The sequence below is a fragment of the Spartinivicinus poritis genome (genome assembly GCF_028858535.1).
Classification (GTDB): Bacteria; Pseudomonadota; Gammaproteobacteria; order Pseudomonadales; family Zooshikellaceae; genus Spartinivicinus; species Spartinivicinus poritis.
Window position 1 is genome coordinate 33948 of sequence record NZ_JAPMOU010000036.1, and the last position, 23433, is coordinate 57380.

18 protein-coding genes are annotated in these 23433 nt (G+C 40.8%); 13 read left to right on the plus strand and 5 right to left on the minus strand.

Annotation, left to right across the window (positions count from 1 at the left end; translation table 11 throughout):
• Positions 1-62 precede the first annotated feature (62 nt).
• A complete protein-coding gene (locus ORQ98_RS21270; protein ID WP_274690840.1) occupies positions 63-1853 on the plus strand; it encodes a choice-of-anchor I family protein in 1791 nt (596 codons plus the stop codon).
• 249 nt (positions 1854-2102) lie between these two features.
• Positions 2103-2873: an ATP adenylyltransferase family protein gene (locus tag ORQ98_RS21275; RefSeq protein ID WP_274690841.1), complete on the plus strand. Its 771-nt coding sequence runs from the start codon at positions 2103-2105 to the stop codon at positions 2871-2873.
• 352 nt (positions 2874-3225) lie between these two features.
• On the opposite strand, the gene ORQ98_RS21280 is transcribed toward ORQ98_RS21275, so the two are convergent.
• Positions 3226-4122 (minus strand): C40 family peptidase, encoded by an 897-nt coding sequence (locus ORQ98_RS21280; RefSeq protein WP_274690842.1) that lies wholly within the window; start codon positions 4120-4122, stop codon positions 3226-3228.
• Positions 4123-4175: 53 nt separating this feature from the next.
• Positions 4176-5306, minus strand: a complete 1131-nt coding sequence (locus tag ORQ98_RS21285; RefSeq protein ID WP_274690843.1) for an aminotransferase class V-fold PLP-dependent enzyme — start codon at positions 5304-5306, stop codon at positions 4176-4178.
• A 312-nt stretch (positions 5307-5618) separates the two neighbouring features.
• Between ORQ98_RS21285 and ORQ98_RS21290 the strand changes: the two genes are divergently transcribed.
• The 7 genes from ORQ98_RS21290 to ORQ98_RS21320 all read left to right on the plus strand — a co-directional run bounded on the left by ORQ98_RS21290 (position 5619) and on the right by ORQ98_RS21320 (position 14543).
• Complete coding sequence (locus ORQ98_RS21290; RefSeq protein WP_274690844.1) at positions 5619-6359, plus strand: TetR/AcrR family transcriptional regulator; 741 nt, start codon at positions 5619-5621, stop codon at positions 6357-6359.
• 293 nt (positions 6360-6652) lie between these two features.
• Complete coding sequence (locus tag ORQ98_RS21295) at positions 6653-7258, plus strand: DUF4823 domain-containing protein (protein ID WP_274690845.1); 606 nt, start codon at positions 6653-6655, stop codon at positions 7256-7258.
• 117 nt (positions 7259-7375) lie between these two features.
• Positions 7376-7939: a DUF1285 domain-containing protein gene (locus ORQ98_RS21300; protein WP_274690846.1), complete on the plus strand. Its 564-nt coding sequence runs from the start codon at positions 7376-7378 to the stop codon at positions 7937-7939.
• A 515-nt stretch (positions 7940-8454) separates the two neighbouring features.
• Positions 8455-10368: an ABC transporter ATP-binding protein gene (locus ORQ98_RS21305; protein WP_274690847.1), complete on the plus strand. Its 1914-nt coding sequence runs from the start codon at positions 8455-8457 to the stop codon at positions 10366-10368.
• On the plus strand, positions 10358-12373 hold the full coding sequence (locus ORQ98_RS21310; RefSeq protein WP_274690848.1) for an ABC transporter substrate-binding protein: 2016 nt from the start codon (positions 10358-10360) through the stop codon (positions 12371-12373). Before ORQ98_RS21305 ends, ORQ98_RS21310 begins: the two co-directional genes overlap by 11 nt.
• A 2-nt stretch (positions 12374-12375) precedes the next feature.
• Positions 12376-13374, plus strand: coding sequence for an ABC transporter permease (locus ORQ98_RS21315; protein ID WP_274690849.1), 999 nt, complete (start codon positions 12376-12378; stop codon positions 13372-13374).
• Positions 13371-14543 carry an ABC transporter permease gene (locus ORQ98_RS21320; RefSeq protein ID WP_274690850.1) on the plus strand — a complete coding sequence of 391 codons (1173 nt, stop codon included), beginning with the start codon at positions 13371-13373 and terminating at the stop codon, positions 14541-14543. The genes ORQ98_RS21315 and ORQ98_RS21320 overlap by 4 nt, the downstream gene beginning before the upstream one ends.
• A 187-nt stretch (positions 14544-14730) precedes the next feature.
• Here ORQ98_RS21320 and ORQ98_RS21325 read toward each other — a convergent pair whose 3' ends face one another.
• Positions 14731-15069: a PilZ domain-containing protein gene (locus ORQ98_RS21325; RefSeq protein WP_274690851.1), complete on the minus strand. Its 339-nt coding sequence runs from the start codon at positions 15067-15069 to the stop codon at positions 14731-14733.
• Between the two features lie 255 nt (positions 15070-15324).
• Here ORQ98_RS21325 and ORQ98_RS21330 point away from each other — a divergent pair, with 255 nt between their 5' ends.
• Entirely contained in the window at positions 15325-16650 is a 1326-nt protein-coding gene (locus tag ORQ98_RS21330) for an ABC transporter substrate-binding protein (protein ID WP_274690852.1), read from the plus strand.
• 211 nt (positions 16651-16861) lie between these two features.
• Here the strand turns inward: ORQ98_RS21330 and ORQ98_RS21335 are convergent, their stop codons facing one another.
• A complete protein-coding gene (locus tag ORQ98_RS21335) occupies positions 16862-18523 on the minus strand; it encodes an MOSC domain-containing protein (protein ID WP_274690853.1) in 1662 nt (553 codons plus the stop codon).
• A 473-nt stretch (positions 18524-18996) separates the two neighbouring features.
• Between ORQ98_RS21335 and ORQ98_RS21340 the strand changes: the two genes are divergently transcribed.
• The 3 genes from ORQ98_RS21340 to ORQ98_RS21350 all read left to right on the plus strand — a co-directional run bounded on the left by ORQ98_RS21340 (position 18997) and on the right by ORQ98_RS21350 (position 22620).
• Complete coding sequence (locus ORQ98_RS21340) at positions 18997-20139, plus strand: phosphodiester glycosidase family protein (protein ID WP_274690854.1); 1143 nt, start codon at positions 18997-18999, stop codon at positions 20137-20139.
• A 134-nt stretch (positions 20140-20273) separates the two neighbouring features.
• Entirely contained in the window at positions 20274-21470 is a 1197-nt protein-coding gene (locus tag ORQ98_RS21345; RefSeq protein ID WP_274690855.1) for an SMI1/KNR4 family protein, read from the plus strand.
• 169 nt (positions 21471-21639) lie between these two features.
• On the plus strand, positions 21640-22620 hold the full coding sequence (locus ORQ98_RS21350; RefSeq protein ID WP_274690856.1) for a hypothetical protein: 981 nt from the start codon (positions 21640-21642) through the stop codon (positions 22618-22620).
• 305 nt (positions 22621-22925) lie between these two features.
• Here ORQ98_RS21350 and ORQ98_RS21355 read toward each other — a convergent pair whose 3' ends face one another.
• On the minus strand, positions 22926-23207 hold the full coding sequence (locus ORQ98_RS21355) for an acyloxyacyl hydrolase (RefSeq protein WP_274690857.1): 282 nt from the start codon (positions 23205-23207) through the stop codon (positions 22926-22928).
• Positions 23208-23433 lie beyond the last annotated feature (226 nt).

Sequence of the window (23433 nt, forward strand, 5' to 3'; positions counted from 1 at the left end):
TTACATTTTTCTATCTTAGCTTTAGAAAAAGTAGTCCTGTATTAACTCAAGGAATGAAAATTATGCTGATAAAACAAAAAACCATTCTGGCTTTTAGTTTAGCAGGTATTTTATTAAGCCCTTATGCGGCAAGTGATTTACAGCAGCAAAATGGCTTAGCCATTCGTTGTCAGCCTTCTTCACAAACACTGCCTGTAACTGGGGAGCTTAGTGATTTGGTACTGGTTGGTACGTCAGTAGCAGATTCCCCCTTTGCTACCTCAGCTGCTGAAATTGTTAGCTACGATAGCTGTACCGATTTGCTTTATGTGGTAAATGCACAAGCAAAGCAAGTGGATATATTGACGATGAATGAGCAGGGTAAACCAGCAGCGGTAGGTGCTATTCATTTGCAATCGGCAGCAAACGCAGCAGGTATTGAGATTGGTGCAGCGAATAGTGTCTCCACTTATGGGGGGCTGGTTGCGGTAGCCATTGAAAATGCTAATAAACAAGCCAATGGTTTAATTGCTTTATATCGTTCTGATAACTTAAAGCTGATTGCTACTTATCCTACCGGCGCCTTACCTGACATGGTCAGTTTTTCGAAAGACGGACGTTATATTGCAACCGCCAATGAAGGTGAGCCAAATGCAAACTATCAAGTAGACCCAGAAGGCAGCATTACCTTGGTGGACCTAGTAAATGGCCCAGCGAATGCTAATGTACAGCAAATACACTTTAACGCATTTAACAAAGGGGAAGTAAGGCATAATGAGCTGCCGACCTCTGTGCGAATTTCTGGACCCAATGCCTCAGTGGCTCAGGATTTAGAGCCTGAGTATTTAAGCTTTGCTGATAACGGTAAACTATATGTGACTCTGCAAGAAAATAATGCACTTGCCGTCATTGATGTGGCTACTGCAAGGGTAGATACCATGGTAGGGTTGGGAGGCAAGTCATGGGCTAATGTTACCTTGGATGCTTCCAATAAAGATAAAAAAATGGGCAATTTTAAAAGTTACTCTCAGTTGGAAAGCTTGTATATGCCAGATGGTATCGCTAGCTATACTGTCAATGGCAACACGTATCTTGTAACAGCCAATGAAGGTGATAGCCGTGAGTATGGTTTTGAAACGACACAACAAGTGTGTGATGAGTCGAACTATACTTGGGATGAAGACGATTACGCGGGCACACCAGATTACACGACAAAAGTAGGCTATTGTATTGCCCACATTGATGAGGTGCGTGGTAAAAAACTGAAGGTTGATAATCAACATCCTTTAGCAGAAGCACTGCAAGATAAAAAACAGCTGGCTCGACTGAAAGTGGTTCAATCGAAATCAAAAGTGGATGCTAATAATCCTGTTTATGCCTTTGGTTCACGCTCTTTTTCCATTTGGGATGACAAGGGGAAACTCACCTTTGATAGCGGTAATCAGTTTAGCCAAACCATTTTTGCATTGGAACCGCGCCAGTTAAATAGCACTCATAATAATAATCAAAGCGGTGATAATCGCAGTGATGATCGGGGAGGAGAGCCTGAAGTGGTAGAAGTTGCCTCAATTAATGATCGCCATTATGCTTTTATTGGCTTAGAGCGTCAGGGGGGAGTCATGGTGTACGACATAACAGACCCAACCAATGGGCGCCTCATTACCTATGTAAATAATCGTCATTATGATGAAGATATATGTACAGAAGTGAAAGATGGCGATTGCAAAAATAGTGTCTATAATCCCAGCGCAGGGGATTTGGGGCCAGAGTCAATAGAGTACTTTCAGCGACAAGGTAAGCATTATTTAGCGGTGAGTAATGAGGTGAGTGGTACTACATCCGTTTATCAACTGCGGTTTAAAAGGTATCGCTAAAAATTACTATTTTTAGCGATACCTTTATTATTGTAAAATAACAAAGTCCCTGAACAATAAAAATATATTGTTCAGGGAGCAACGGTATTATATCAGTTGTTAATATTTAGTTATTCCACTGTCCAGCCATGATAATGCACGTCAAATTTTTCTTCTTGTTCTGTAAGCTTGGCTGAAAAATTAAACATAGTTTAACTGTCTACAATTGATTTTGATATACTGCTATTTTTACCCGGTTGAGAAGTAGTTATGTTTTGGGATCAAGCTGAACAGGTAACTAAGCAAGCATTAGCAAAGGGCAGTTTACTCCCGATTGCGACTAAACCCAGTGTGCTTGAGCAGGATGGGATATCATTTTTGTTGCATATCAAGCTGGGTAATTATCAGAAAAAACCAAAAATAGGGAATAAATCCAGCAACCCGTTTTTACCTTACGAGCTAGATATGTATGTAGGAAATGCAGGTGGCTCCCATGTGTGTTTATTAAATAAATTTCCTGTGCTGTCCCCTCATTTATTAATCTGTACCCGAGAATTTGTTTCACAAACACAGCCACTAACGTTGGCAGACTTTGAGGCTTGGCTATTGGGCTTTACTGAACCAGATGTCGTGGGATTTTATAATGGCGGTGAGATAGCGGGTGCGAGTCAAATGCACCGCCATATGCAGTTGGTAAGAGCAGCGGTTCCCATGGCAGCTATTATCGGTTGTGGTGGCCTGGCATGTAAGCATCAGCTGTATTGTTTTAAGGTTTTAAATGCAGAGGAAGTATTTTCTGTATATCAACAAGCAATGCATCAACTGGCGTTAATAAATGCTGACAAATGCCTGCCTCATAATATTGTGCTAACTCAAGAATGGTTGTTAATTGTGCCGCGTACTCAATCCCATTTAAATCAGATATTAGTAAATGGTTTAAATTATACTGGACGCTTTTTATTAAAAAGTGATGAGCAGCGACAATGGTTGCAAAATTATGGATTATTGAAATTACTGACTGAGTGTGGACAACCGAAATAAATGTGCTACCAGGCTGAAAAGCTGCAATGGGTAGAAATAGGCTGAGTGGTTTTAGCTTGAATCGTTAAATTTTGCTGGCTGTAAATAACAGGCAAAAAAAACCCGAATCCTGGGGGATGAATTCGGGTTAAGACCATTAGGAGTGAAACAAAGGTACACAATCCTACGTACCGAGGTCAGATTGACCTAGACTGATTGTGACTTTAGGGGGATTAAGTCTCAATCAGTAATTTAAGTATTGATGATGCTGGTAAATCCTCCAGCGAAAACTGAGGCATTTTTAAATTCATTTAGCATAAGCAGAGAGCTAAGTATGTAGGGGCTGTTGCCATTATTTTGTCACATCAGCGATTTAATGGGGGTTTCCCTTTGGTTTTTTAGGGGGGAGAGCAATTTCATTGTCTGCAATAGCAACGAGACTATTTTCTGACTCTCCTGGGGATAGATATAAGTCTGCTTCTTCGTTATCCAGTGGTATGTTGCCATGCCAGGGTAATAAGCGATAACTCGCATGGTGGCTGTAATCAATAAAGGGATATTTAATTATTTTGAAGTAGGGTGAATAGTCAAAATCTCTGGGAGCGCAGAGCTTGGGGTTGCGTCTGAATAACTGCACTCTACCGTCAGCTGTATTGGTTTTCACTAATGGCAGGATAGGAAACTGCACATTATTGAAAGCTTCGGCAATCATTGTCGAACAAACAGTTTTGGTGGTGCGTCCAGCCCCCTTGGCAAACAAGGAGGACCGCCAGCGGCGGGGAAGTAGCCGCCAAGGGAACAGAAAGCGGGCTAGGTCGAAAATCTGTCTAACATCATACTCTACGCCAACCCGACTTATCGCATAGTTGATAATTTGCTGGGCATCTTGGTATTTAAGCCCTCGCGGGCGACAAATTCGCAGGTGTTCTTTCTCATAGACAGTGATCGGCCTGATCACAGTGCCCATACCCAACTCACTTTCTACCAGCAACTGACTGTCAGGGCTGCAGTCACAATGTTGTGTGACTTGCTCCCGAATCTCAGGATCTTCAATATCATGCAGGCGGCCGATATATAAAGCTGCGTGAGACCATGGACTTTGGGTGATTAATTTAATCACTTCACTGACACGGGAGCGACCTTCAACCAGGATAATATCGCATGGCTTAAGCTCATAGCGGATACGCTCAAAATCACACATGGGGGCCCGGCGCTGTTTACGCTGATGAGTTAACCCTTTGGTGATAAGGCGAGTGGTTTTGCCTAACATGTGTGTTTTGTAACAACCTGACTGCTTTCAATATAACCAAAAATTCACAAAATCTAGCCGATAGCTTCCGCAATGATTTGTAAGCTCTCCTCTAAAACCTGTTTGCTGGTATAAAAGTGAGGAGAGAGCCGAATACCACCACCTCGGTAAGCACATATCACACCTTTATCCATTAGATGCCGATGAAGTTCAGCCATTTCCTGATTGTGTACTCTGAAAGTGACAATACCTGCGTAGCGGTTAGTTTCAGTTGTACTAATAACTTGGACGTTATTGAGTTGAGCAAGTTGTTGTTGCAACCAGTTAATATTATCAAGCAGTTGCTGTTCAACATTTGCCATTCCCACCTCAAGCAATAAACCAATACTGGCATTCAATGCATAAGCACCGAGCATATTGGGGCTGCCACATTCAAATCGACGTGCTGACTGAGCAATTTCCCAGTCAAGGGTATCGTAGTTGCCTTGGACTTCCACCATATGCCAGCCAAATTGCTTAAGTGATAGTTTAGCTCTGGCTTGAGGGGTGCTGTAAAACAAGGCTAGTCCTTCTGGTCCAAGCATCCATTTATGGCCATCAGCCATGACAAAATCGGCTTTAATAGCAGAGGCATCAAACTGCACTGCACCAATACTTTGAATAGCATCAACACAATATAAAATACCTGCTTGCTGGCAGTGATTGCCCAATTGGGTCAAATCAAGTTTTAAGCCAGAAGCATATTGCACTGAGCTAATAGAGAGCAAACGAGTCTGTGGGTCGCAGGCTTCAATCAATGCTTGTTCTGGGTGGCTACCAGAGATATCGACTTGTTTGACAGTAACGCCTTGATTGGCCAAAGACTCCCAGACAATCCGGTTGGAAGGAAACTCCTGATCAGAAATCACCACATTATCACCAGGTTGCCAAGCGATACCGTAAGCCACTACTGATAAGGCTTCTGAGGTGTTTTTTAGTAGAGCAATATCCTGCCAGTCAGCGGCATTAATGAGTTTGGCTAAGCGGTCTTTTAATTGCTGCTCAATTGCTAACCAATTAGGGTATTGACTAGCCCCTTGCTGGATATTTTCTTGAGCAAATGCTTCAACTGCTTGTGCTGCTCGGGCTGGCCAGGGTGCAACAGCCGCATGATTGAGGTAATAAATGTCAGGATTAAGGGGAAATTCAGCGTGCCATTGACTCATAAGCCACCTGTTATTAGCGATATACTTCAGTCAATTTATGTTAATACAACAGTTAAATCAAATACAGGATACAAGTTGAATTAACTGTGTGAGAAAGTAGTTGTCCTGGCTGCTTTTTCAGTACTCATGGGCATTAAAGGGAAGCCAGTGATGCTTGAAAGTGACGTATTTTAACGAGTTATATGACACCCTTATTGCGGCAGTTATCATTATTTACTGTAGCGACAAAGCGATATTGCTTGCCAAAAATATTCAACATGGTATGAATAAGGGGTCTAACTACAATCAAAAATTTGCCTACGGTGCAGGTGTATGGCGGATATAACAAGAAAACAACGCGAATTTAAACGTCGCGAAAATGAGATCCTGGAAACTGCATTAGCTTTATTTTTAGAAAAGGGGGAAGACAATGTTACTGTTGAGATGATTGCTGAAACCGTCGGTATTGGTAAAGGGACAGTATACAGTCACTTTCGCTCAAAGGCGGAAATATTTTTACGACTGATGCTGATTTATGAAGAGGAGTTGGCTAGCCTGATTCAGTCTGATGAAGTCGCTTCAGACCGAGGTGCTTTGCCTCGTGCCTACTTCGAATATCGGATGAAGCACCCAGAAAAGTATTATTTATTTGATCGTCTTGAGCAAAAGCTCACGCGTCGCAATCCACACCCAGAGCTGTTTCGAGAGTTGCATCGAATTCGAGCGTCGAATATTGCTCGCTTAACGGAGCTGATCAAAGCGCGCATTGACGATAATTTACTGGAAAATGTTCCGCCTTATTTTCACTATTGTGCTGCTTGGGCGCTGGTACATGGTGCTGTTGCTGTGTATCACTCAGCGTTTTGGCAAGATGTAATAGAAGATAAGGATGGTTTTTTTCAGTTTATGATGGACATTGGCATGCGTATGGGGAAACGGGCGCACAGTAAAAACAGCCGTCCAGAAGAAAGCCCACAACCTTATGCGACCAGGGAAGAGGAGCAAGCGAGTACAGCAAGCGACAATAATGAACTTGAAGTCACTGAAGCAGATGAAGTGCTAGTCGCAGGCTAACATGCCATTTAGATGCATAAAATAGCATGAATACCTACAGCGAAGGGTGTTTTAGGCGAGGCCATCAAGCGATGAAGCCCCAGGAGTTTATGTGTAATAAATGACTGGGGTGAAGACAGCTTATTGCTCCTGCATAAACTGCATTCACATCATCCCTGGTGCTTAGTGACGATAACAAAGCCTAAAATTCATTCGCGAAGGGTATGGTTGTTGCTTGTATCTGGTTGAATTAAAAAAACCAGATATAAGCAATGACTCTACGATTGATTAGCGCTTTAAGGTTTATCAGGGCCTTGAGGCAGCAGCGACTAGCTATCAGTTTGTTGCTGTTAACGGTAAATTTAACCGCCTGTATGCCAAGTGATATCGGCAAAGAATTGCATCGTTATGCTGTTGACTTACGGTTAGTCGATAATAGCCAGCTAGGGTATAACAACAACTGGATATTACCTCGCGACTCACGCATCTTAGTTGTTTCCGGACCAGGCTTAAAAACAGACGAGGTTAATTACCAGGCAGCCTTAACTAATGAGGTTTATCAGGTATTTACCGCTCGCTTTCCTTATACACAACGTTATCCTAGTGTTCAGCCTTCTTTATTAACTGCACTTAATACCGCGCGCAATCAGCGCCACCAGTTTGTTTTATATACTCAACTGTTATTCTTTGATGATAAAGCGGGTAATTGGGTAGAGTTTGAATATTCTGAAGATATTCGACGAGTCGGGCCTGATCGTATTTCTGCCAGGTTGACATTAGTTGAAATTAGCTCCGAATATATAGTTGACTCTATTCTGCTGCAAAGTAACAGTGGTTGGCTAAGCTTTTATAATGACAAGCCTGACCAGCTGTTTCGAGAACCGATTGAAGATTATGCCAATAGCTTAACTCCTCAATAGCCATCAATGTTGCATTGTTAACGGAGAGGCAATGATTCCAATGACTTGGAAACAGGCTTTGTGATTAAATAGGCAACAAGAGCGGTACAAAAAGCTGTCTAAAAAACTGGCCTTTATATGAGTCAAGCACATATTAACCCTGCAGCCATTGCAGCGAGTATTGAACAAGCCATTAATCATCCTTCACTGCCTCCTGTCAACCAATGGCAACCCAGCCATTGTGGTGATATTGATATTGTGATTAAAAACAATGGACAGTGGTTTTTTCACGGTACACCAATTAATCGTCCACAATTAGTACGACTGTTTTCGACTGTATTGCGAAAAGAGCAGACAGACTATTATTTAGTCACACCAGTGGAAAAGCTAAAAATCACTGTAGAAGATGTCCCTTTTATTGCTGTTGCTGTTGAGATAACAGAGGAAAGTCATCAGCAGCAATTGATATTTACCACCAATGTAGGGGACAAAGTGGTATTAGGTGTTGATCATCCATTACAAATTCGTACCGTAGCTGAACAATCTAAGCCTTATATTTTGGTAAGAGACCAGCTGGAAGCATTGATTAATCGTAATGTATTTTATGAATTAGTGGCTAAAGCGGTTACCAATGAAATTGCTGGGGTGTGCCACTTAGGTCTATGGAGTAATGGCCAGTTTTTTAGTTTAGGATACCTTTAACAATACTGCGGACAGTTTTATAGGTGTTGTATGTTAGTGTTTACGGGGGGAGTGCTCTACTCTCATATACTTTATTGCAAGATAGCCTGAGGCTTAACATGCAATAAACTCCTCCTTCCTATGGTACATGGCCTGTAGAGCAATGTTTTATAATTCAAAAACTGTCCACAGTATTGTTCATAGGAGTCTTAAAGTTAGCTTAGGCATCCTTAAGATAATCTTTAAGTATCTATAGCAATACTGCGGACAGTTTTATAGGTGTTGTATGTTAGTGTTTACGGGGGAAGTGCTCTACTCTCATATACTTTATTGCAAGATAGCCTGAGGCTTAACATGCAATAAACTCCTCCTTCCTATGGTACATGGCCTGTAGAGCAATGTTTTATAATTCAAAAACTGTCTACAGTATTGCTTTAAGATCAACTAAATAATTGTCATGAACTCGTTTCATGGTGAACTACAATATAATTCATAACTTATAAACGACCCAATAAGAAGAATTAAGGTAATAAAGCTTGGAAAGTGCATACACTGAAACAGTTGATCATCAGCTAGAAGAGTTGCCATTACTAGATGTGAGAGAACTGGCTGTTGAATTTCAGTTGCCAGGTGGAGTGTTTACAGCACTAAAAAATGTCTCATTTAGTTTGCGCCATGGTAGTACGGTTGCGCTGGTGGGAGAGTCTGGGTCTGGTAAGTCGGTTACAGCTCAGGCCATCCTGGGGATTTTGCCGAAAAATGCGCGAATTGCTAAAGGGGATATTATTTTCCGTGAGCCCGGTATTTTAGTCAGCACCACCAATATCGCCAAATTGTCGCCAGACTCGCAAATGATGAGGGATATGCGTGGTAGCCAAATTTCAATTATTTTTCAGGAACCGATGGTTTCCATGTCCAATATGCATACTATTGGCGACCAAGTCAGTGAGGCGCTGTTTTTGCATCGTCGTATCAGTAAGCAACAGGGACTTAAACTGACCAAAGATATGCTGTCATTAGTGGGGTTTCGGAATGCCGATCAGGCATTTCACCTTTACCCATTTGAGCTATCAGGTGGTTTACGGCAGCGGGCCATGATTGCGATGGCATTAATTTGTCACCCTGCTATTTTAATTGCCGACGAGCCCACTACGGCACTGGATGTCACTGTGCAGTTGCAAATATTGAAGTTAATGCAGCGGCTGCAGCGGGAATTAAACATGGGGATATTACTGATTACCCATGATTTAGGTGTGGTCGCTCATATGGCGGATGAAGTGGTAGTGATGTATCACGGACATGTTGTCGAACGGGGGCCAGTAGAAGCGATTTATGGTGACCCTCAACATCCCTACTTAAAAGCATTATTTCACTCAATTCCTCGTTTTGGGTTAGCGAAGGAGGAGCGCTTAACCCCCATTCGTGATATTCAGGTATCCACTGAAAATATTGAGAAAAACTTTACTCACTGGCAACCGGAAGAAAAACTGATTGGCCCTCATCTAGAGGTAGTTCGGTTGAGTAAAAACTTTTCACAACGCAAAGGCAAGTGGTTTAAACGACAGTCGGAACAAGAGGTTATTCAAGCCGTACACAAGGTGTCGTTTAAAATTGAAGTTGGAGAATGCTTAGGGCTAGTGGGTGAAAGTGGTTGTGGTAAAAGCACACTTAGCAAGATGATCATGCGAGCTTTATCTCCCAGTGCTGGGGACATTCGTTATAATGATCGAGGCAATGTCCTTTCTTTGCTTAATTTAGATGAAGACTCTTTACGGGCATTTCGCACTAAAATTCAGTTGGTTTTTCAAGATCCATTCAGTGCATTGAGTCCGCGTATGACCATTTTAGATGTATTAACAGAGCCATTAGTTATTCATAATATTGGTGATCCAGAATCTCGTCGCGACTGTGCGAAAGAGTTGATGAAGTTGGTAGGGTTAGACCCTGCTTTTTTAAATCGTTATCCTCATAGTTTTTCTGGGGGGCAGCGACAGCGGATCAGTATTGCCAGGGCTTTAGCGTTAGCGCCGGATTTTTTAATTTTAGATGAGCCTGTTTCTGCGCTGGATGTTTCAGTACAAGCGCAGATTCTTAATTTATTAAAAGACTTACAGCATGAATTAGGGTTAACCTATTTATTTATTAGTCATAATTTGGCTGTTGTAGACTATATTGCCGATCGCATTGTAGTGATGTGTCGCGGTCAGATTGTCGAACAGGCGCCGACCGAAAAGCTATTTGCCAACCCTAATCACCCTTATACCAAAACCTTAATGGAAGCGGTGTTAGCACCTGATTTAAGTTCCCGGCGCGAGTTTGAGAAGCTTGGACCGGCGTTGTCTCAGCCAGAATTCTGGCCAGCCCCTTACACCTTATCACCTCATATTCCTAATGAGCTGGTTGAAATAGAAGAAGACCATTTTGTCAGGATGTGTCCCCATGAGTATTAAGGAACTTGCACGAAATAACTCCCTGTTTTGGCTCCAATCCATCCCGCTTGGATGTGTTGCAAAAACTCGACGTAGGCCCACTATGCCTTCTTTTTTGCGCCTTGCCAAACGGGCGCCTTGGAACAAAAATCTAGAAAGTTATTTCGTGCATGTCCCTAAGCTTAATACTTTTCTTGTTGTATTAGCGCTTGTTGTGTTGCTGCTGGGAGGAATCAGTGTTCAGGCAGTAATGGCAGACCTACCTGAAGAACCATTAGTGACCAAGATGGCACCTGATCAGACCATTGGTAAACGAGGAGGCACGCTCTATACGCTGATGGCAAAAAGCAAAGATATTCGAATGATGACAGTATTTGGTTATGCCCGACTAGTTGGGTTTACTCGTAATTTTGAGCTGAAGCCGGATTTATTGAAAGATATTATTGTGGAAGAGGGAGGCCGCAGCTTTACCTTAGTTATTCGAAAAGGCCATCGTTGGTCTGATGGCCATTTATTTACCGCAGAGGACTTCCGTTATTATTGGGAGGATATAGCTAATAATAAAAAACTGTCTCCTTTTGGCCCACCACCACAATTAATGGTAAAAGGGAAGTCACCAACTTTTACCTTAATTGATGAGCATACCGTGCGTTATCGGTGGGATGAGCCTAACCCTTATTTCTTACCTGCCTTGGCTGGCGCCAGACCATTATTTATTTATGTACCGGCCCACTATTTAAAGCAATTTCATGCTTCTTATACACAAGCAGAAACGCTGGCTTTATTGGTTGATAAACACAGTAAACGAAACTGGGCAGGGCTACATCATTCTAGAGCCAGGCAGTATAAATTAACCAATCCGAAATTACCGGTCTTACAACCATGGGTGAATACAACCAAGCCTCCTTCAGAGCGATTTGTATTTAAGCGCAATCCTCATTATCACCGAGTCGATGAAAAAGGCCAACAGCTGCCTTATATTGACCAGGTAGTGATTAATATTGCTTCCAGTAGTTTGATTCCAGCCAAAGCTCGGGCGGGCGATGCTACGTTGCAAGCCCGTTATATTCGGTTAGACAACTACACCTTTTTAAAAGCAGGTGAAAAACAAAGTAACTATAAAGTTTTTCTCTGGAAAAATGCACGGGGTTCGCAGGTTGCCCTTTACCCTAACTTGAATGCAAACGACCCTGAGTGGCGCAAGTTGATGCAATCAGCCCCGTTTAGGCGGGCATTATCTTTGGCAATTAACCGGCGTGAAATAAATCAGGTGGTGTATTATGGGCTAGCGATAGAAGGGGGGAATACGGTATTACCTGCAAGCCCGCTTTATGATAAAAAATTCACTAAGAGTTGGTGTCAATATGACCCCAAACTAGCCAATCAGCTGCTGGACGAACTGGGGTTAACTAAACGCAATAATTTAGGTATTCGCCTATTACCTGATGGCCGACCCATGGAAATTATTGTGCAATCCCCTGGTGAGTCAACAGAACAAACGGATATTTTGGAATTAATCCGTGATCATTGGCAAGGCATCGGTATTAAATTATTGACCCGCCCATCCCAACGGGAGGTATTTCGTAACCGGGTTTTTTCTGGAGATGCCATTATGGCCGTCTGGGAAGGACTGGACAATGCCTTACCAACCGCTGAAATGAACCCAAAACAATTAGCACCTAGTGTACAGGAACAATATCAGTGGTCGCAGTGGGGTAAATATTATGAAACAGGTCAAGGCAAACCTCCTCAACTGCCAGAGGTGTTGGAGCTGGTTAAATTACATAGAAACTGGATGCATGCGCCTAATATACAACAAAAGTCTGATATCTGGCGGCAGATGTTGTCTATTTATGCTGACCAGGTTTATACCATTGGTACTGTCACGGGGATATTACAGCCAATTGTAGTGAGTAATAACCTAATGAATGTGCCTAAGGAGGGTTGGTTTAGCTGGGAGCCTGGGGCTTATTTTGGCGTTTATCGTATGGATACTTTTTGGTTAAAGACAAAAGCAGGGGAGTGAATATGTTTAATTATATTGCTCACCGTATTTTGATGATGATCCCAACCCTCATTGTCATCAGTATTATCGTGTTTACGATTATCCAATTACCCCCGGGGGATTTTTTAGAAAGCTACATGGCCGAGTTGCAAAGCCAGGGGGAGTCGATTGATAAACAAAAAATTGCTTATTTAAGGCAAGAGTATGGTCTTGATAAGTCAATGCCTGAACAATACTGGACCTGGGTAACAGGGCTATTGGAGGGAGATTTAGGTTATTCCTTTGAATATAACCTGCCAGTGAGGGAAGTGGTAGGGGATCGAATGTATTTAACCATCATGGTATCAATGTTAACCATTATTTTTACCTGGATAATCGCTTTTCCTATTGGTATGTATTCAGCCACCCATCAATACAGTTGGGGGGATTATGGTTTGACGTTAATTGGCTTTATTGGCTTGGCGACCCCTAACTTTTTATTGGCATTAGTATTGTTATATTTAGCCAATGTTTATTTTGGCGTTTCTATTGGCGGCTTAATGGATGAACAGTATGTTAATCAACCTTGGACGTGGGAAAAGTTTAAATCCATTTTGGAACATTTATGGATTCCTGTGATTGTGATTGGCACTTCAGGTACCGCTGGGATGATTCGACGTTTGCGTGCCAATCTGCTGGATGAATTAAATAAACCATATGTCGTCACAGGTCGCGCCAAAGGACTTGGAGAGAAAAAACTGTTGGTTAAATACCCACTGCGGGTATCACTGAATTTTTTTATTGCCGATATTGGCAGCATGTTGCCAAGTATTATCTCAGGTGCAGAGATTGTTGCGTTGGTGTTGTCATTGCCCACGACTGGTCCAATGTTATTAGGGGCCTTACAAAGCCAGGATATGTATTTGGCTGGTTCGTTTTTGATGTTTTTAGCCGTATTAACCGTCATTGGCGTACTCGTCTCTGATTTAGCGTTGGCTGCGTTAGATCCCCGCATTCGCTTAACGGGAGGAGCCACCAAATGAGGCATCAACCTGAGCATCCTGCTAATCCCCATTATGTTTCAATAGAACCCTATGACCCTGATGCCATTACCAAAGTGGCGGCTGAGCAAGAGCAGTTTTATTTAGCATCACAGTGGGCTCTGATCTGGTGGAAGTTTAAAAGACACCGGTTGGCCATGGTGAGTGGGGTTTTTATTATTTTTGTTTATGCTTCCATTTTAATTTGTGAGTTTCTTGCCCCCTACAATTTGCATACCAGAAATACGGACCATATTTATTCACCGCCGCAGCCAGTTCATTTTTTCCATGAAGGTCAGTTTGTTGGTCCATTTGTTTATCGCTGGTATAACACGTTGAATATGGAGTTGCTGCAACGTGAATACCATGAAGATAAAACCCAAGTATTGCCGATTCGGTTTTTTTGTCGTGGTGATGAATATGAGTTTTGGGGAGCATTTAAAAGCAACGTTCATCTATTTTGTGCCCCCGAGCAAGGCACCTTATTTTTATTTGGGACAGACCGACTAGGTCGCGATATGTTTTCCCGTATTGTTTATGGCGCCAGAATTTCCATGACCATAGGCTTGGTGGGCATTACGTTAAGTATGCTGATGGGGATTGTGATTGGGAGTTTGGCTGGCTATTACGGTGGCTGGATTGACCATCTGGTGCAACGGAGTATTGAAATAATCCGCTCATTTCCAGAATTGCCATTATGGATGGCATTATCAGCCATTTTACCTGTTACCTGGAGCCCTTTGTGGGTGTTTTTTGGGATTACCTTAATTTTAGCCTTAATGGACTGGACTGGGCTAGCCAGGGCGGTGCGCTCTAAACTTCTAGCTTTGCGTGAAGAAGATTATACGGTAGCAGCCCAATTAATGGGAGCAAAAACCCAGCGCATTGTTAGAAGGCATTTATTGCCAGCTTTCTTTAGTCACTTAATTGCCTCTGCTACATTATCCATTCCTACTATGATTCTAGGGGAAACTGCATTGAGCTTTTTAGGCTTGGGCTTACGTCCTCCGATTACCAGCTGGGGGGTGCTGTTAAGTGAAGCGCAAAATGTGAATGTGGTTGCGATATATCCTTGGTTATTAATCCCGGTTATCCCCGTTATATTAGTTATCTTGGCATTTAACTTCTTTGGTGATGGGATTAGAGACGCAGCTGATCCTTATAAGCACTAAGGAACGCTCGAGAAATAACTTGAATTTTTATTCCCCATCCATCCCGCCTGGCGCTATGAGTTTATTGGTGGTTAGGGCAAAAACTTGACATAGACCCACTATGCCTTCATTTTTGCGCCTTGCCAGGTGGGTGCCTTGGGACTAAAACTGTTCAAGTTATTTCCCTTGCGTTCCTAAAGCAAGACGCCTAACAGATATCATCCAGAAAATAGGATATGAAGTTTTCACAGGGAGAGTGGATATAAGTAAACTCTAAGCCGATTAAATAGTTATTATCTTTTAATTCTGTGTGACATACTTGAGCATGTACATAAATGCTCATGCCTTTATTTTCATAGTTCATGGTATACAAACAGAGAATGCAGATCTCTCCTGGTAGCATTTTTTTGCACGACTGAACCAGGATGCCTTCTTGGGAAATATTCAACATTTTGATATAGCTAGTATCTCGATGGCTTTTGAGAATACCTACACAGTTCAGTTGCTGAAGGGGATAGCGGGGGCTTATGCGGCGATCAATGTTCATGGAGGTAGCCAAAAAAGAGAAGGTTTCTTAGAGAGTAAGTGGGTCCATAAGTAATAGCAATGAATGATTGTTTATGTGTATGGCTTTTTTATAAATTATTTCGAATAATGCAGTCAGCCAATGATAACGGTAATGATAGCTAATAGCTTAGGAATCAGCTGGCTTGTCAAAAAAGCAGTAATAAAGTTTACTGCAAAGGCTGTGACTTAATGACACAAGCTATGCTTACATAAGAGTTTTGCAAACAATTACCTAATGTTACCCATGAATGTGAGTAAGCATGGTGTAGTTATCTCGTTACGATTTACTCTGGCTTTACTGCTATTGATTGGTAGTGGTCAGACCAGCCTTTTGTTTGCTTCAGAAATACTGAGAGTAGGCGTGGGGTTAATTACGGCTTCAGGCAAAGCGAGAGCAGGGGTAGAGGAGGTAATTAGTCGATTTGAAAAACAATACCCAAAGGCCAAAGTAGAGCTTATTACCCTTTATGATGAAGAGTTTAAAGCGGCAATCATTCCCTGGTTAAGAAGAAAACCAGATAAAAATGTCCCTGATATCTTTTTTGGCAGTGCAGGTGAACGCTTGTATAACCTGGTGAGAAAAAATTACGTTGAAGATATTACAGAGGTTTGGCAACAACATAAGCTTGACCAAGTGTTTAGTCCTGGCATCAAAGCAACTGTATCATTCAATAGTAAGGTTTATGCTATACCTTTTGCTTATTATCAATGGGGTTTCTACTATAATTCTGCTGTATTAGCTAAGTATCACCTGTCATTGCCCAAAACGTGGAAACAATTTTTAGATATCTGCTATACCTTGAAAAAGCACAACATATACTGTATTGGGATTGGAAACAAAGAAAACTGGCCTGCTGCTGGTTGGTTTGATTATTTAAATCTTCGTTTAAATGGCCTTGATTTTCACCGTGAACTCACTAAGGGGTGTATTGCTTATACCCACCCAAGCGTACGTCGTGTATTTGACCACTGGGCAGAACTGGTACATCAGGGGTTTTATCATCCTGGCGCGAGAAATCATAACTGGAAGTTGGTTTTTCCACCGATTTACAGGGGAAAAACAGCGTTTACCTTGATAGGTAATTTTGCTGAAAGCTTGTTTGGGAAAATTCCTCCCAATATTAAAGAAAATATTAAATTCATAAAGTTTCCCGAGATGACGACAAACATGCCTATTTATGAAGATGCGCCAACTGATATATTTTTTTTAAGTAAAGCGGCAGCGAACAAGAAATATGCGAAAAAATTTATGGCTTTTTTAGCAACAAAAGAAGTACAGGAATTACTGACTGATGGACTGTCAATGATTCCCATTAATAGAGAGGCTAAACCGAAAAACACCTATTTTTTAAGAGAGGGCAAAAAACTATTAGATCAGGCAGTTGGGTATGCTCAGTTTTATGATCGAGATACACCACAAAATATGGCAGATAAAGGTATTCGAATATTTAGTCAATTTATTGAGGATGGCAATGTTGAAAAAGCCATCAGCGATTTAGAGGCGGCTAGAAACCGGTTTTACATAGGGGTACATACCCCTAAAAACTGTAACCCTTTATAAAACGCTACACCACGATAAGTACTTAAACCACAGGAGACTTAGGTATTAGCACCATTGCCCAGCAGCAATTAATGGTCTCTATTCCTCATCCCGAACAACGATGCGGCTTTTATTTATTGTGTAACAGAATCACAAGTGAATGAGTTTTTAGGCTATTGTGCCCCTTCAGCAATTGTGTATAAAGGGGACACATGTCTCTCATGCCTGTTGATTAAAGCTTGAGTGTCACGTTTCCTTTTGCTCGAGATACGCAACACATCATTGTGTTTTCTCTCTCATCAGGTGTCAAAACCATATCCCTATGCTCAATGTCCCCATTTTCATAATTTATTCTGCATGTGCCACAGGTTCCAGATTCACAATTCGATTCAACGGTTAATCCAGCATCACGTAATGCTTCCAATAATGTGGCTTCGGAGCTAACCTTAATTTGTTCACCTGAGGACTCAATAATTACTTCAAATGAGTTGTTATCCTGATTATCAAAAGCCGAACCCGCTGTGAAGGCTTCAAAATGGGCAGTTCCTGATGGCCAATGTGCAGAAAACATTTGAACCGCGTCCATGAGTCCTTTTGGCCCGCAACAATAAATATGCGTGCCTTCTCTTACCTCTTCAAGAAGGGCTTTAATATCCAAGCGCGCATCTGGGTCTTCATCGCTTAAGTATATATGCACACGGCCGGGATAGTTTTCTTTCAGTAAATCCGAATAAGGGGCGTTATCTTTAAAACGGGCACAATAATGCAATTCCCATTCGGCACTACTTTCTTCCAATTGTTCAATCATGCACAGCAGAGGCGTTACTCCGATACCACCGGCTATTAAAATATTGTGTTTTGCATCATCTGAAAGGGGAAAGAAGTTTGTTGGCATGGCAACCATCAGCTGATCGCCGACGTTTGTTGTATCATGAACCCATGCTGATCCGCCGCGACTTTCTGGCTCTCTTTTAACGGCTATTTCATATCCCTTTCCGTCTGGCAAGTGAATCAGTGAATAGCTTCTGGTCAGGGAGTTGTCTGGTTTTATGTCGATATGAGCACCAGCTGTAAAATCCGGTACTGGTCCACCATCTGCCCGTTCAAACCGTAACCGACGCACAACTGGGGTTAAAAACTCAGCATCAGTGATCGTTAGCTCGCTCCAAGTCGTTCCAATTTTAGCTAAAGCCCCATTTGATAATCGGTGGTTCCAGTCCTCTACAGATTTGGTAGTAACCCGCTTTTCAAATACACTGCGTATTTCAGAACCAAGATAAGGAAGTGTCGACAAGGTTTTCGCCATGTTCAGATCATCTGCTCCATCATAAACATAATGTTGTAATCGAGAAATGGACCATTCAGGAAGCGGGCGTTCAATAATCTCAAGTGTATCACCAGCCTTAATCTCACCTTCTTGCAGAACGCGGTAGAACCAACCAGTCCGCCCCGTTGCCTGTGTTCGCCGCGACATGCCTTTGTTATGGAACCTGTGATTCAATTTGAAGCATGGCTGACGAAATTGACTGACTTCCAGAATAGCGCTTCCCACTGCAACCTTGTCGCCTATGCAAATTTCCCTTTCTGATAGGCCTGATGTAACAAAATTCTCACCAAAACCGCCTGCTACAAAATAATCTGCACTGTTTGGGAGGTCTTGTTTCCAATGGACATAGTGATCACGGTTATAATGAAGGATGGCACGATCTGGACCGCCGTGGTAGGCCAAGTCAACCTGAACATCACCTTCGATTCCCAAAGATGTAATTCGGATAGTGTGATCAGTCGTCTTCTTATCAATGGCTGATTTTATACCTGAATGACCAAGTAGCGAAGGGGTGCCTGTTCGCACTTCTTCCAGAATAATTTTGGGCAGCTTATTTTTATCGTCCATATATATCCTTTAGCAAACAGTTTAATAGACCTCGTTGAACGACAAAACTTTGGACAAAGCAACGGTCTATTAGCAAAATTTATGGGTTTCAACGTTCTTGCGAACCAGAGATTGGTGTTTAGGCGCTTTATTTTCTTGTAAAATTCATTACAGTTTCTGCAGACACAAGCAGAATAAACAAGGCCATAGCCTAAATAGCTAAAAGGGTAATTCTGATTGTAGCAAATATCGATAGGATATTAAATCATAATAATGAATTTTTTCTTCTAATTTTCAGCTAAGTTTTTTTTGATAAAATATAACTTATTTACTATTTAGTGGTTATTCGTATGAATAAACTTAAAACGGGTAGTTTACTTGCAGTAGTATCTGGGTTTATTGCAACTAGGTTTTATGGTGAAAAATGACAAGTAAACACTCAAGCCTTAAACCTATTCTTAAATAATTCGCCTTAAATATTAGGGTAGCTATATATGAACTCTGATTATATAAGTCAAGTTGGAAGATCAACATTTTATGTAGAGAACACCCATACAAATAACTACGGTGATATTCAAGGAAAACGTGTAAGCATAGAGAACAACAAAAATAAACCTATTGAACTATACATCAATGCAACGCAACAAAATAACCGAGGCTCTTTTCCTGTACAAAAAAAGCCGCTATCAGTAAGCCTTAATAAAAGCCTGATGAGTGACGAAAAGGCAGCAATATTAATCCAATCTTTTTATAAAGGATATAAAATAAGGCAGGCAATACAGACTAGTTCAGTTAGTCCAGGGGTGATTCATACACGAATAAATGCTGATAACCAAATGTTAAAAAGAATAGGAATAGAAAGGTTTGATCAAAGCAGGGGGAATAGAAAAATAGATTATTTCTCATTAAATCATAAACAGTTTTCAGGCGGGGTTTATGGTGGGGAAAAATTATACAACCCTGTTAAAACTTCAGGAGAGGAGTTATTTAAAGTTTTTTCTAAAGATAACTCATCAAACGCCGTAGTGTTCATCAATGGTTCCTTCTTTAATATGAGTAAATTAGCATCTCCAGAAAAACCTGAGACTGCAACAATAGGTGAGTCATCAATTACCGCTATAAAAGTATGTACTGTCAAAGTACCTAGTGGTTATGAAAATGACTACAGCATTCTTAAATTCAATAATGGCTCATATATTAGCGTTGCTCCTATATTAGGTAAAAACAATGAAGCTCAATTCCTTGAAAACAAACTCACAGACGCAAAGTATCAATATACACGCGTCACTGGCTTGCCCGGAAAACTAGGCCATTCTAGTGATCCCAATCCAAGAGCAGCAATAAGCCTGCCAGAAAACCAAGACAATACGGAAAGTAATGATTCAAGAGTCAGGCTAGTAGTCGGCCGAGCAGATGGAAGAGGAAAGAACTCTAACGGATACACTATGCCAGAGTGGTCAACCTTCATGACTAGACTAGATAAATTAAATAACACGCCAAGTCGCTCCTATAACCTTGATGGAGGAGGGTCAGTAGCGATAGGAATAATAAATAGTAATGGAGAAAAGATTAGTCTTATCACACAATCTTCTTCTGGAAGATCTATCGCAAACTTTATCGGTTTTTCTAAAAAATAAAAAACATTCGTTGTATGCTTGGTGACATATTCCCCTTATTTTTTTCTTGTATATAATTTGTTTACCCACATGCTATGCTACTAAGTAGTGAAGTCATTTAATTATAAACAGTTACACACTTTTTGGAGTTTGTGATGAGCAAGGTCGTAGAGGCATATAAACAGCTGGTTGAATACTACAAAGAACAAGCTGCAAAGGGGTTTGAAGTAGCGTTAGAAACGCCAGGAAAAAGCGGCTGTACTCAAGAGGAAATTAATGAACTTGAAAGCGAGCTTGGATACTCAATCCATAAGGAATTAAAAGACTTTATGTTATTTGATTATCCAGATAAAGGCACGTTATCGATATGGTTTCTTGGGATGGAAGCATTTGAAGACGAGAAATTCTCAGCAGGTTACGAAACCGAACTTTACCCATTCCCAGATGGAATGATCTCAATGTTAAAAAGTTGTCTTGAAGTAAAGGAACAATTTGAAGAAGATATTGAAGATGGGCTGTTTGCCCCTGAAGATAGTAGGCTAAAACACGGTTACTTCAATAACAAGTGGATACCCATTGGCTCAAATATACTTTCAAACTGCCTTTTTATTGATTTAGACCCATCAAACAAAGGTAAGATAGGACAAATAATTCTTGGTCCAGGTGAGGATAGTTCTGCCCAGGTCATTAGTGATAGTTTGGCAGACTTTTTCGCTTTCATTCTAGATTGTCACCAATCAGGTAAAGACTGGATTGATACCGCGTATGATAATTTTGAAGAAAGCGAGTTCTACATAGAGGAAGACGAGGGCGATTATGATTGTGAACCTGAAATGTCGCTTGAAGAAGAACAAAAAATTCTGGCGCAGATATCAAGCAACATAGGTATCAGTATTAATGACCTGATATTTTTGACAGAAGAAGACGAAGATATCATGAATATACCAATCGATACTTTTATTAGGCGAGGTAATATCATACTGAAAGCAAATTTGGAGTCATACATTGATGAGAACACGCCTGCAATCAGCCTTGCTCTTGAGCCCTTTGCCTTTCCACTTGATTCTATGGATTTCACTAGAAAAGGCACTAAAGAGCTGTTGCACATATTTATAAGCGTTTCTGATAAAGTTATCCCCATCCTAAAGAAAAGCGACCCAGTTATTCAACACTTTGCCCAGATTATTGTATCAGTATGCTGCAAGAGCTGCTTTTTTGCAGGTCGTTTTAACGAAGTACTTGACTTTATAGGCTATGTCGATGAACCCACAAAGAAAATTGTGGGTTACAATTTAGATAAGCAAAAAGCAATTGATGCAAGTGTAAAAGAAAAAATTAAACAGCTTCTTTGAAAGTTTGATGGTTGACTAGTATATTGCCCCTTATAGGGGCTCACTCAGTGATTTAACTATCACCTCGCAATCAATAATCGATCTGTCTACAAAGTTACATTCACATGACATAACTCATGTGAATTGTGTCATGCTATCACCGATAAACTTTTAACTGCTAGTACTTATCATGAAAAAAACTATTAACACACTGTTATTTTGTTTCCTGGCGATGGCACCAATCATTAGTTATAGTGCTCCTGAAATTTATTTGTTTTTGGGTGGTAATTCTGCCGAATCTTCATGGAAAGAACTCAACAATAAAAATATTAATGGTGCACAAATTATATATCGTTGGAGAAAATTGGAGCCAAAAAAAGGGCATTACAATTTTGAAGCTATTGAGCAGGATTTGAAATTTTTATCAAAATATAACAAAAAATTATTTATACAAATTCAAGATCGAACATTTTCTCCCAAGGCAATACCAGTTCCTAAATACTTGCTTACAGAGGAGTATGATGGCGGTATTGTTAGACAATACAGTCGCAGTAATGGTAAAGAAATTGGAGAAGGCTGGGTTGCAAAACAATGGAACCCAAAAGTACGTGAGCGGTTTCAAGCGTTACTAATCGCATTAGGAAAAAACTTTGATGGGATAATTACTGGTATTAACCTTCCCGAAACAGCAATTGACATTAGTCAGAAGCTTATAAACCCTAAGTTTTGTGGTACATATTTCCTAGCTACTCTAGAAAATATGTCAGTTTTAAAAAAAGCATTTAACAAGAGTTTTGCAGTACAGTATGTAAACTTCTTCCCATGTAACTGGAATAATGATCAAGGCTATATGAGCAGACTATTTTCTTTTGCAATTGAGAAAAAAATTGGCTTAGGTAATCCAGATACTGTTCCATTTCGTAAGGGGCAGATGGAAAATAGTTATCCATTTTTTAATAAAAATAAAGACTTACTTTCTATTACTTCTTTTGCTGTGCAAGAGCCTGACTATAATTATATCAACCCAAAAACAAAAAAGAAATTTACTATTGCAGAGCTATATGATTTCCTAAGTCAGTATATTATGGCAGATATTATTTTCTGGAATACGCAACAGCCAGAATTTAGTGAAAAGGTTCTACCATTTTTAAATAATCGAGCGAGCCAATAACTATAAAATTTTGATACCTGAACCTCTTTTATTTAATAAAACCTTTATATGATAGCTTGCCTCTATTGTAAGTGGAGTCTAATGTCATACCTGTTTGCGCAACTGGTAGTAGTCCTAGTTAAATTCGCAAGATCATATTATGAATAATTACAGGTAAGAGTTGGTATCTAGGCTTTTCCCACAATATCCTGCATTAATCCTAGTGGAGAGAAATAAGCTCTATCGCAAACTGTTACCCCATAATGGCTGAAGCGATTATGGGGCATCCTACTATGGGGCAAGTCCCCGAGATTTCCACTAACTGTTTAAAAAGTATAGCCGATACTTAAGCCAGCAAAGTTTTGCCCGCTATTATCATCAGTAATACCCGCATTAGAAAAATGCCTGGCATAGAGTTCCATGGCTATACCACTATCAAAGCGGTAGCCAAGGGCCAGTCGTTCACCAAAGGTAAATTTAGAACCAATCCGGTTAGTTTTTTTCTCTTTTAAATAAATACCTAAACCGACCGCCAGGTATGTATTGGTACCACTCAGAAGCGCTACATCTTTCGAAATACCAATCATTCCCAAATCGTACTGACTCAAGTTATCAACTTGTTGGGTACTTTTTGGTTTGCCATTTACTTTATTATCCCTACCTTTAAATGCATTTACCTCTACGTTATTTCTTGCAGGTAAACCAAAGAAGAAACTACCCGGTTGGCTGTAAGTGATATAGCTAGAAAATCATAAATTGGCATATTGAAGATGCTGTATAAATAACTTGTCTATATCATCACAGCGATGCTGTTTTCTTATCGCTTTTGCCTGA